This window comes from Roseomonas sp. BN140053, from assembly GCF_047690175.1.
In the GTDB taxonomy this organism is placed as follows: Bacteria; Pseudomonadota; Alphaproteobacteria; order Acetobacterales; family Acetobacteraceae; genus Roseomonas.
Genome location: NZ_JBLLEB010000065.1, coordinates 1 through 11,453 on the forward strand (window position 1 = coordinate 1; position 11,453 = coordinate 11,453).

Consider the following 11,453-nt stretch of genomic DNA (forward strand, 5'->3'; position numbering starts at 1 on the left):
GGGCGGGCGGGCGGCGCTGCTCTCGGCCGGGGCGGCGGTGGCGCTGGCGCCGGCGGCGCGGTTCTGGGCGGCCGGGCGGCGCGGGGCGGCGCTGGGCTGGGCGGGCGCCGCGGCGCTCGGCGGGGCGGCGGCGCTGGCGGTGCTGCTGGCCGCGCCCGGGGGAGCCTCGGCGCTGCGGACGCTGGAACGCTTCACCGGGGAAGGGCTGGCGGCTTCCGCCCGGCCGGTGCTGTGGGCGGCGGCGCTGGACTGGGCCGGCGAGGCGGCGCCGCTGGGCCTGGGCACCGGCGGCTTCACCCTGGCCGCCGGGCTGGGCGAGCGGCGCGGCCTGTACCCGCACAACCACGCGCTGGAAGCCCTGGCCGAGGGCGGGCTGCCCGGCCTGGCGCTGTGGCTGGGCGCCTTCGGCGGCGGCGCGCTGCTGCTGCTGGGGCAGTTGCGCGCGGTGGGGCCGGAACGCGCCGGGCGGCTGGTGGCGCTGGTGCTGCCGGTGTCGATCGGCGCCATGGTGTCCACCGACCTGGGCAACCGCATGGTGTGGTTCGCGCTGGGCCTCGCCTTGTCGGCCGCGGTGGCGGCCCGGCGTGTCTGACGGCTTCTACGCGCGGCGCTGCAAGCGGCCGCTGGACGCGCTGCTGGCGGGGTCGCTGCTGGTGCTGCTGGCGCCGCTGCTGGGGCTAGCGACGCTGGCGGTGCGGCTGGCGCTGGGGCGGCCGGTGCTGTTCCGGCAGGTGCGGGCGGGGCGGGACGGGGTGCCCTTCACGGTGCTGAAGCTGCGCTCCATGCGCCCGGCCGCCTGGCCCGGCGAGCCCGACGGGGCGCGGCTGACCGCTTTCGGCTGGGTGCTGCGCGCCAGCGCGCTGGACGAGTGGCCGCAGTTGCTGAACGTGCTGCGCGGCGAGATGAGCCTGGTGGGGCCGCGGCCCTTGCCGCTGGACTACATCCCGCTGTTCACGCCGCGGCAGCGCGGGCGGCTGCGGGTCCGGCCGGGGCTGATGGGGCTGGCGGTGGCGCGGGGCCGCAACGCCCTGCCCTGGGCGGAGCGGCTGGAATGGGACGCCCGCTACGCCGAGCGCGTGTCGCTGGGCGGCGACTGCGCCGCCGCGCTGGGCAGCCTGGGGGTGTTGCTGCGCGGGCAGGGCGTGCACGCCCCCGCCCACCCGACCAGCCCACGCCTGGACGGCTGACCCGGCGGCAGCGGGGAGCATGCGGAAGCACGGCTCGGCATAACCACCGAAAAGCTTCGACTCCGATCAATCTGGACATGCGCTAAGATTTTTGACGCGAGTCGATACCGGCGGATACGGTACCAGCACCCGGACCGACTGGTCTCCGCAACCGATCCTGGCACCGAACTGCGTCATTTCTGCCGTGCGGGTGGACGAACCATCTAATTTTTACTTCAGGTTGTGAAACTTGGTTGCAACCACCCGAGCCATCCTGTCTGCTGTGCATTGTCAGACATCTGAAGGTGGGTGGCGTTCGCGATGACCCTGCGTTTTATCCAATCGGGGGCGAACCAGGCCGACACGGGCCCGGGCAACATCGTCGCATTTCCGCAAAGCAGCACTTCGCCGCCAGGGCCGCCGGCGGCCCTGGCGGAAGCCTTGCCGCCCCAGGCCACGCCGTGCTGGCTGCACCTGTCGCCGCCGCAGCTGGCCGGCAGCGAGTACGCCGCGCTCTGCGCCACGCTGGACAGCGGCTGGATCGCGCCCGCCGGGCCGGTGCCCCGCGCCTTCGAGGCGGCGCTGGGCCGCGCCACGGGGTTCGAGCACGTCGCGGCCGTGTCCTCCGGCACCGCGGCGCTGCACCTGGGCTACCGGGTGCTGGACGTGGCGGCCGGCGACGGCGTCTGGACCAGCAGCTTCACCTTCGTGGCCACGGTGGCACCGGCGGTGCAGATGGGCGCGGTGGCGACCTTTCTGGACGTGTGCCCGGACAGCTGGACCCTGGACCCCGAGCTGCTGCGCACCGAGCTGGCCCGCGCGGCACGGGTCGGCAAGCTGCCGCGGGTGGTGGTGCCGGTGGACGTTTACGGCCAGTGCTGCGACCTCGACACCATCGTGGCCATCTGCGACCGCTGGGGGGTCGCAGTGATGAGCGACAGCGCCGAGGCGCTGGGCGCCACGCAGCGCGGCCGCGCGGCCGGCCAGGGGGCGCAGCTCGCGGCCTTCTCCTTCAACGGCAACAAGATCATCACCGCCGGCGGCGGCGGGGCCCTGGCCTCGGACGATGAGCGGCTGGTGGCGCGGGCGCGCTTCCTGGCCAGCCAGGCGCGGGAAGCCGGGGCGCACTACCAGCACGACACGATCGGCTATTCCTACGGCCTGTCCTCCGTGCTGGCCGCGGTGGGCATGGCGCAGCTGTTGCACCTGGAAGAACGGGTGACGCAGCGGCGGGCGGTGTTCGCGCGCTATCTCGCCGGGCTGGGCGACCTGCCGGGCGTGAGCTTCATGCCGGAACCGGCCTGGGGCCGCTCGTCGCGCTGGCTCAGCACCGTGCTGTTCGACCCCGCGGTGTTCGGCGCCGACCGCGAGGCGGTGCGCCGCGCCCTGCACGCCGCCGGCATCGAGAGCCGGCCGCTGTGGAAGCCGCTGCACCTGCAGCCCGCCTTTCGCGGCGCCGGCTTCGTGGGGCCCGGCGTGGCGGCGGGGCTGTTCGAGCGCGGGCTGTGCCTGCCTTCCGGCGCCATGTCGGTGTCCGAGCAGGAGCGGGTGATCGAGGTGGTGCGCGGCTGCGCCAGGGCATGAGCGCCGCGGAGGCCGGTGCCGGCCGGCTGGGCGCCCCGGGCAGCGGCGCCGTGGGAATCGGCGGCGGCCCGGGCACCGGGTCGCGCCGGGTGCTGTACCTGCACCAGCATTATTCCGGCCCCGGCGGCGCCACCGCCACGCGCTCGCACGCCATGGCGGCGGCGCTGGCGGCACGCGGCCACCGCGTCACCCTGGCCTGCGGCCGCTACGAGGGTGCCGCCACCGGGCTGAGCGGCCCGTTCCGCAACGGTCGGCGCTCCGGCCGGGTGGGCGGCTTCACCGTGGTGGAGTTCGACATCCCCTGCGGCAACAACCAGCGGCTGCGCGCCCGAGGCCTGAGCTTCGCCCGCTTCGCCGCCCGCGCCGCCGCCCTGGCGATGCGCGACGAGTGGGACGTGGTGCTGGCCTCCTCCACCCCGCTGACCGTGGCGGTGCCGGCGCTGCTGGCGCGCTGGCGCCGCGGCACCCCCTTCGTGTTCGAGATCCGCGACCCCTGGCCCGAACTGCCCCGCGCGCTGCTGGCGGGCCGGGCAAGCGGCGCGTCCCGCCTGCCCGCGTCCTGGGCGCTGGCGGGCATGGAGCGCCTCGCCGGGGCGGCCTGCCGCGAAGCCGCCGCCGTGATCGGGCTGACGGAGGGCATGGCCGACACCGCCCTGGCGCGCGGCGCCGATCCGGCGCGGGTGCACGTGGTACCCAACGGCTGCGACCTCGACCTGTTCGGGCCGCAGGTGGCGCCCTGGCGGCCGCCCGGCGTGGCGCCCTGGGAATGCCTGGCGGTGTATGCCGGCGCGCATGGCCGCGCCAACGGGCTGGACCTGCTGCTGGACGCCGCCGCCGCGCTGCGCGCGCGGGGCGAAGGGCGGGTGCGCATCCTGCTGGTGGGCGATGGCGGCGAGAAGCCGCGGCTGCGCGCCGCGGCGGCGCAGCGCGGCCTGGACAACCTCGGCTTCCTGGACCCGCTGCCCAAGACGGAACTCGCGGCGCTGCTGGCGGGCAGCCAGGTGGTGCTGCACTGCCTGGCCGACGTGCCGGAATTCGCCGAATGGACGGCGCCCAACAAGCTGATGGACGGGCTGGCCGCGGGGCGGCCGGTGGTGAGCAACGTGCCGGGCCGCGCCGCGCGGCTGCTGGAAGCCGCCCCTGCCGGCGCCGCGCCCAGCGGCATCGCCGTGCCGCCCGCCGACCCGGACGCGCTGGCGGCGGCGCTGGCCTTCCTGGCGGCCGATCCCGCCCGGCGCGAGGCGATGGGCCGCGCCGCCCGCGCCCAGGCCGTGGCGCGCTGGGACCGCCGCCTGCAGGCGCGCCGCCTGTGCGAGGTGGTGGAGGCCGCGGTCTTTCCCGCCCCGCGCCCCACCCTGGCGATGGTGCCGGCATGACCGAGATCCACCTGGTGGTCGCCGCGCGGCCCAACCTGCCCAAGATCGCCGCGCTGTGGCACGCGCTGCGCGAACGGCCGCTGGGCGCCACGCCGGTGATCGTGCACACCGGCCAGCACCACGACGCCGCGATGTTTCGCGAACCGCTGGAGGACCTCGGCCTGCCGGCGCCGGCGGTGTCGCTGGACGTGTCCGGCGGCAGCCACGCCGAGCTGACCGGGCGGACGCTGATGGCCTGCGGCGCGCTGTGGGAACAGCGGCGCCCGGCCCTGGCGGTGGTGCCCGGCGACGTGGACGGGGCGCTGGCCGCGACGCTGGCGGCACGCAAGCTGGGCATTCCCGTGGCGCACCTGGAAGCCGGGCTGCGCTGCGGCGACCACGACATGCCCGAGGAGATCAACCGCCGCGCCATGGATGCCGTGAGCGACCTGCTCTGGGCGCCCGACGAGGCCACCGCCGCGCGGCTGCTGGGCGAGGGGCATTCCCCCCGCGCCGTGCGTGCGGTGGGCAACAGCATGGTGGACAGCCTGCTGCGCACCCTGCCCGCCGCCCGCGCGCAGCCGCTGCCGGCCGGGCTGGTTCCCGGGCAGTACGGCGTGCTGACCCTGCACCGCCCGGCCAATGTGGACGATGCGGCCTCGCTGGCCGAGGTGCTGGCCGCGGCCGGCGACGCGGCCGAGGCGCTGCCGCTCGCCTGGCCCGTGCATCCCCGCACGGCGGCGCGGCTGCAACGCTTCGGCCTGCGCGTGCCGGACGGCATCACGCCACTACCGCCGCTGGGCTACCGCGCCTTTCTCGGCCTGCTGGCCGGGGCGCGGCTGGCCTGCACGGACAGCGGCGGCGTGCAGGAGGAAGCGGCGGTGCTGGACCTGCCCTGCCTGACCCTGCGGCCCTCCACCGAGCGGCCGGTGACGCTGGCGGCCGGGTCCAACCGGCTCGTGTCCCCCGCTGTCCTGCCGGACGCGGTGGCGGAGGTGCTGGCGGGGCAATGGCCGCGGTCGCGCCCGATCCCGCTCTGGGATGGGCGGGCGGGGGAACGCATGGTGGCGCACCTGGCGGAAATCCTGCCGGCCCTGCGGGTGGCGGCGTGAAGCGCCCCGCGTCGGTTCCGGCCATGGCGGGGGGCCTGCCCGTGCCGGCCGCGCCGGGCGTCGCGGCAAACGCCGCGCCGGGGGCGGCGGCCCCGCCCGCGGCGGCGCCCCTGGTGGCCATGCTGTCCGCCGCGCATCCGCCCGAGGACGTTCGCGTGGTGGGCAAGGAGGGCGCCGCCCTGGCCGCGGCCGGCTGGCGGGTGGTGCATATCTGCCCCGGCGAGGCGGCCGAGGCGCAGGCCTGGGGCGTGTCGCTGGCCCCGTATCGGCGGCGGCGCGGCTGGCGCGGCCGGGTGCTGGGGCTGCCGGCGCTGGTGCGGCGGGCGCGGCGCAGCGGCGCGGCGGTGATCCACGCCTCGGAACCCGACAGCTGGCTGGCGGCGATCCTGGCGGCGCGGCTGCCCGGCGGCGGCCGCGGCGCGCGGGTGGTGCTGGACGTGCACGAGCACTACCCGTCGCGGCTGGACGAGCGCCTGCCCCCCGCCCTGCGGCCGGTGGCGCGGGCGGCGATCCGCCTGTGCTGCCGCCGCATGGCCGCCGCGGCCGACGCGGTGGTGGTGGCCAAGGACGGGCTGGACGCGGATTTCCGCGCCCCCGCCCGCACGGTGGCGGTGCGCAACTACGCCGAGGCCGCGGCGCTGGAGCCGCGCCGGCACGGCCCCGGCCCGGTGACGCTGCTGCACCTGGGCGCGCTGGGCCGCTCGCGCGGCTCGCACGAGATGCTGGACGCGCTGGCGCTGTGCCCGGCGGGAACGCGGCTGCGGCTGGTGGGGCGCTTCACCGACGGCGGCGAGGACGCTTTCCTGGACCGCGCCCGGCTGCTGGAACTGAGCGACCAGGTGGAGCGCCACGGCTGGCGCCCGCGGGCGGAGGCGCTGGCCCTGGCGGCTTCGGCCGATATCGGGCTGGTGCTGTTCCAGCCGGGGGTGGAGAACCACCGCCTGGCGCTGCCGCACAAGCTGTTCGACTGCATGCTGGCCGGCCTGCCGGTGATCGTGCCGGACTTCGCCACCGAGGTCGCTGCCGTGGTGCGCGACGCCGGCTGCGGCCTGGCGGTGAACACCGCCGATCCCGGCGCCATCGCCGCCGCGGTGGCCGAGCTGTCCGATCCAGGACGGCGCGAGGCGCTGGGCCGCGCCGGGCGCGACGCGGCGCTGGGCCGTTTCGGCTGGGCCGCGGAGGCCGCGCGGCTGGTGGGGCTGTATCGCCGGTTGGCCCCCCTGCCCCGGGCGGGCTAGACGGGACGCGCGATGGCGCCCCGACGTATCCTGCTCAACCTGTCCCTCGACCTGCTGCTGGCGGCGCTGGCCTTGCCGCTGGCGCTCTGGCTGGCCGCGCCCGGCATCTGGCCGCCGCTGCACTGGTGGCCGCCGGCGCTGGCGGGCGGGCTGCTGGCCTTCCTGTCCGGCGCCCTGCCGCTGCGCCTGCCGCGGCAATACTGGCGCTACGTCGGCCTGCCCGACCTCCTGGCGGTGGCCAGTGCCGCGGTGGTGATGGCGGCGCTGTTCTTTCTCGGGCTGCTGCTGTTCCAGGCCTGGCGGCCGCCCAGCCTGGCCTTTCCCGTGCTGCATGCCGGCGCCCTGCTGGGGCTGCTGGGCGGCGCCCGGCTGATCGGCCGCTGGCGCGACGCGCACCGGGTCGGCCCCGTCACCGACGTGTCGCTGCCCTGGGCGCTGGTGGCGGGCGGGGTGAATGCCGCCGACCTGTTCCTGCGCGCCCTGTCCGGGCAGCGCGCCCCGGGCTTCCGGGTGCTGGGGCTGCTGGCGCCGCGCGCGCGGCAGGCGGGGCGGCGCATCCAGGGCGTGCCGATCCTGGGCGCGCTGGACGACGCGGCGGAGGTGCTGGAACGGCTGCGCGCTTCCGGCCGGCTGCCGGCGCTGCTGGTGCTGGTGGACCCCGACATCGCCGGCAAGCCGCTGGAAGCGCTGCTGGACGCGGCCGACCGGCACGGCGTCGCGGTGCGCCGCGCGCCGCGCCCCACGGCGCTGGACCCCGCCGCGGTGGAGGCCGGCGACGGCGGCAGCGTGCCGGGCGAGGACGCGCCGGGGGCGGAAGGGGCGCCGCGGCCGCGCCGGCTGGACCTGCGCCCGGTTTCCATCGAGGAGCTGCTGGACCGGCCGCAGGTGCCGCTGGACCGCGCCGGCATGGCGCGGCTGGTGCAGGGGCGGCGCGTGCTGGTCACCGGCGCCGGCGGCACCATCGGCGGCGAGCTGGCGCGGCAGGTGGCCGCACTCGGCCCCGCGATGCTGACGCTGCTGGACCACGGCGAGTTCGCGCTCTACGGCATCGACCTCGAACTCGGCGAGCGGCACCCCAACGTGCCGCGCCGCGCCGTGCTGGCCGATATCCGCGACGAGCCCCGGATGCGCCGGCTGATGGAGGACACCCGCCCCGAGCTGGTGTTCCACGCCGCCGCGCTGAAGCACGTCCCCATGGTGGAGAACGACCCCGCCGAGGGGCTGCTGACCAACGCCGCCGGCACCCGCATCGTGGCCGACGCCGCGCGGGCGGCGGGGGCGATCGCCATGGTGCTGATCTCCACCGACAAGGCGGTGAACCCGACTTCCGTGATGGGCGCCTCCAAGCGGCTGGCCGAGATGTACTGCCAGGCGCTGGACGTGCAGGCGCGCGCCCAGGGCGGGATGCGCTGCGTCACCGTGCGCTTCGGCAACGTGCTGGGCTCCACGGGATCGGTGGTGCCGCTGTTCCGCCGCCAGCTGGAGCGCGGCGGGCCGCTGACGGTGACGCATCCGGACATGCGCCGCTACTTCATGACGGTGCGCGAGGCGGTGGGGCTGGTGCTGCAGGCTTCCGTGGTGGGGGCGGCCGACGCGGTGCCGCCGGCCGGCGGCGCGGCGGGCGCTGCCCTGGCGACGACGGGCGCGGAGGCCCCGCGGGCGGCGGCCGGCACCGTGGCGGCGGGCGACGTGCTGCCGCCGGAGCTGCGCGAGGGCGGCATCTTCGTGCTGGACATGGGCGAGCCGGTGAAGATCGTGGACCTCGCGCACCGCATGATCCGGCTGGCCGGGTTGCGCCCGGATGCCGAGGTGGAGATTCGCTTCACCGGCCTGCGCCCGGGCGAGAAGCTCTACGAGGAGTTGTTCCACGGCCAGGAGCCGCCGCGCCCGACCCGCTTCCCCGGGCTGCTGGTGGCCAAGCCGCGCACCGCCGACGCCGCCCTGGTGGGCCGCGCCATCGACGAGATCGCCACCGCCTGCCGCGCCGGCCAGCCCCGCCTCGCGCTGACGCAGCTGTCGCGGCTGGTGCCGGAATTCGACCACGACCCGCACCACGCCGCGGCGGGGCGGGCTTGATCCGTCCGGGCACGGCCGGCGGGGCGGGCCCGATCCGTCCGACCGCGGCCGGCGAACACTGCTGCCGCGCCCCGGCGGTGCCCCGACACCCTCCTCCCTGACCCGGAAAGAGCCCGCGCCATGACACCCACCGCCCTGTCGCTGCTGGCACGGCTCGAGAGCCGCAGCGCCCGGATCGGGGTGGTGGGACTGGGCTATGCCGGGCTGCCGCTGGCGCTGCGCTTCGCCGAGGTGGGCTTCCCCGTGGTGGGCTTCGACATCGACGCGGCCAAGGTGCAGGCCATCGCCGCCGGGCGCTCGCCGGTGCACGGCATCGCCGATGCGCGGGTGGCGGCGGCGCGCATCACGGCGCACGCGGCGATGGACGCGGCGGCCGGCTGCGACGCCATCCTGATCTGCGTCCCCACCCCGATCGGGCCGCACAAGGAACCCGACCTGGGGGCGGTGCGCGACACGCTGGCGGCCCTGGGCCCCTTCCTGCGCCCCGGGCAGGTGGTGGCGCTGGAAAGCACCACCTATCCCGGCACTACGGAGGAGTTCGTGTTTCCCGCCCTGCGCGCCGCCGGGCTGCGGGTCGGCGAGGACGCCTTCGCGGTCTATTCCCCCGAGCGCGAGGACCCCGGCAACCCCGAGGGCACGGTGGGCAGGGTGCCCAAGCTGGTGGGCGGCGCCACGGAAGCGTGCCTCGCCGTGGGGCGGGCGCTCTACGGGCCGGTGGCGGGGGGGCTGGTGCCGGTGTCTTCGCTGGCGGCGGCGGAACTGGCCAAGTGCTACGAGAACGTGTTCCGCGCCGTGAACATCGGCCTGGTGAACGAGCTGAAGCGCCTCTGCCACGCCATGAACCTCGACGTGCACGAGGTGATCGACGCCGCCGCCACCAAGCCCTTCGGCTTCATGCCCTTCCGCCCCGGCCCCGGCCTGGGCGGGCACTGCATTCCCGTGGACCCCTACTACCTCGCCTGGAAATCGCGCGAGCTGGGCGTGCCCAGCGACTTCATCGAGCTGGCCGGGCGGGTCAACGACGCCATGCCACACTACGCGGTGAACCGGCTGCGCGACGCCCTCGACGCGCGCGGGCAAACGCTGCGCGGGGCGCGGGTGCTGCTGCTGGGCCTGGCGTACAAGCCCGACGTGCCCGACACGCGCGAGAGCCCGGCGGTGGAAATCTTCCGCATCCTGGAAGGCTACGGCGCGCAGCTCAGCTACCACGACCCGCTGGTGCCGCGCTTTCCCGCCACGCGGCGCTTGGCCGGCACGGCGCCGGACCTGCTCAGCCTGCCGCTGGACGCGGACACGCTGGCGCAGCAGGACGCGGTGATGCTGGTGACGCCGCACCGTGCCATGGACCTGGAGCTGGTGCGGCGGCACGCGCAACTCGTGGTGGACACGCGCGGCGCGCTGCGCGGCGCGATGGTGCTGCCGCCCGGGGTAACGACCGCGGCAGCGCCCGGTGCAGCAGCCGGATGTGCAGCCGGGCCGATCGCCCTGCCGGCCGCCACTGCGGCAAGGTTGCCGGGCGACACGAAGGGTGACTTGGCCAGGGGCGAGGGCGGGGCCTACATCGTCCCCGCCTGAACCGAGCCCGACTGGACCACATGACCGCTTCCGCCACGCCCCGCCCCATCCCGTTCTTCGACATGCAGGCGCAGCAGGCGCCGATCCGCGCGGAGCTGGATCGGCGCATCGCCGCCGTGCTCGGCAGTGGCCGCTTCGTGCTGGGCCCCGAGGTGACGGAGCTGGAAGCGAAGCTGGCGGAGTATGCCGGCGCCGCGCATGCGGTGGGCGTGTCCTCCGGCACGGATGCGCTGCAGATCGCCATGATGGCGGAAGGCATCGGCCGCGGCGACGCGGTGTTCCTGCCCGCCTTCACCTACACCGCCACGGCCGAGGTGCCGCTGGTGCTGGGCGCCACGCCGGTCTTCGTGGACGTCGATCCGCGCACCTACAACATCGATCTCGCCGACCTGCGCCGCCGCATCGACGCGATCAGGGCGGAGGGCAAGTTGCGCCCGCGGGCGGTGGTGGGCGTGGACCTGTTCGGCCTGCCCGCGGACTGGCCGGCGCTGCAGGAGATCTGCGCGGCGGAGAAGATGTTCGCGCTGGACGATGCGGCACAGGCCTTCGGCGGCAGCCTGCACGGCAAGCGCCTCGGCGCCTGGGCGCATGCCACGGCGCTGAGCTTCTATCCGACCAAGACGCTGGGCGCCTATGGCGACGGCGGCGCGCTGCTGTGTGACGACGCGGATCGCGCCGAGCTGTTCCGTTCGCTGCGTTCGCACGGCGAGGGCAAGACCCGCTACGAGGTCCTGCGCACAGGCATGAACGGAAGGCTGGATACGATTCAGGCCGCTGTGCTGCTGTGCAAGCTGCCGCTGATGGAGCCGGAGCTGGAAGCGCGCACCCGCGTCGCCGGCTGGTACGCGGAGCGCCTGGGCAACCGCGTGCAGGTGCCGGCCGAGATCCCCGGCGCCGTCAGCGCCCACGGCTACTATTCCATCCTGCTGCCCGACGCGGCGTCGCGGCCGCGCGTGCTGGACGCTTGCAAGGCGCGCAACGTCCCCACCGCAATCTACTATCCGATGCCGCTGCACCAGCAGCCCGCCTACCAGGCGCATCACCAGGGCTATGCCCCGCTGCCGGTCAGCGAGGATGTCAGCACCCGCATCCTGTCGCTGCCCATCCACGCCTACCTCGACGAGGAACAGGTCGGCCGCGTCTGCGAGGCCGTGCTCGCCGACCTCTGAGGCGCGTCACCGTCGTTCTCGGCGCCGGGCGGGGTTCGTGGGTCCTCTTGGGTCCGGTTGGCTCTAGAGGCTGTTGTGGACCTGCTCCAGGTTGAGGAGGTTCTTGAGCATGAGGCAGGCGAAGGCGACGAGATGCAGGCCCGCGAGGGTTTCGGGGAGGCGCTCGTAGTCACGGACG

9 protein-coding genes are annotated in these 11,453 nt (G+C 75.9%); all 9 read left to right on the plus strand.

The features are described from left to right. Positions 1-592 (plus strand): O-antigen ligase family protein (locus tag ACLIBK_RS24845; RefSeq protein ID WP_415389991.1); only part of this gene is annotated, 592 nt, incomplete at its 5' end. Continuing rightward, a complete protein-coding gene (locus tag ACLIBK_RS24850) occupies positions 585-1,187 on the plus strand; it encodes a sugar transferase (RefSeq protein ID WP_415389992.1) in 603 nt (200 codons plus the stop codon). The genes ACLIBK_RS24845 and ACLIBK_RS24850, both read left to right, overlap by 8 nt. A 300-nt stretch (positions 1,188-1,487) precedes the next feature. Further along, positions 1,488-2,750, plus strand: a complete 1,263-nt coding sequence (locus tag ACLIBK_RS24855) for a DegT/DnrJ/EryC1/StrS family aminotransferase (RefSeq protein ID WP_415389993.1) — start codon at positions 1,488-1,490, stop codon at positions 2,748-2,750. After that, positions 2,747-4,126, plus strand: a complete 1,380-nt coding sequence (locus tag ACLIBK_RS24860; protein WP_415389994.1) for a glycosyltransferase family 4 protein — start codon at positions 2,747-2,749, stop codon at positions 4,124-4,126. The genes ACLIBK_RS24855 and ACLIBK_RS24860 overlap by 4 nt, the downstream gene beginning before the upstream one ends. Further along, positions 4,123-5,217, plus strand: a complete 1,095-nt coding sequence (wecB, locus tag ACLIBK_RS24865; RefSeq protein WP_415389995.1) for a non-hydrolyzing UDP-N-acetylglucosamine 2-epimerase — start codon at positions 4,123-4,125, stop codon at positions 5,215-5,217. Before ACLIBK_RS24860 ends, wecB begins: the two co-directional genes overlap by 4 nt. Further along, positions 5,214-6,455, plus strand: a complete 1,242-nt coding sequence (locus ACLIBK_RS24870) for a glycosyltransferase (protein ID WP_415389996.1) — start codon at positions 5,214-5,216, stop codon at positions 6,453-6,455. Before wecB ends, ACLIBK_RS24870 begins: the two co-directional genes overlap by 4 nt. Before the next feature lie 12 nt (positions 6,456-6,467). Further along, the gene (locus ACLIBK_RS24875; protein ID WP_415389997.1) at positions 6,468-8,531 is read left to right on the plus strand and encodes a polysaccharide biosynthesis protein; all 2,064 of its coding nucleotides are present in this window, start codon (positions 6,468-6,470) and stop codon (positions 8,529-8,531) included. A gap of 120 nt (positions 8,532-8,651) precedes the next feature. Next, on the plus strand, positions 8,652-10,106 hold the full coding sequence (locus ACLIBK_RS24880; RefSeq protein WP_415389998.1) for a nucleotide sugar dehydrogenase: 1,455 nt from the start codon (positions 8,652-8,654) through the stop codon (positions 10,104-10,106). A 20-nt stretch (positions 10,107-10,126) separates the two neighbouring features. Then, positions 10,127-11,275 (plus strand): DegT/DnrJ/EryC1/StrS family aminotransferase, encoded by a 1,149-nt coding sequence (locus ACLIBK_RS24885; protein WP_415389999.1) that lies wholly within the window; start codon positions 10,127-10,129, stop codon positions 11,273-11,275. The last annotated feature ends 178 nt before the right edge of the window (positions 11,276-11,453 follow it).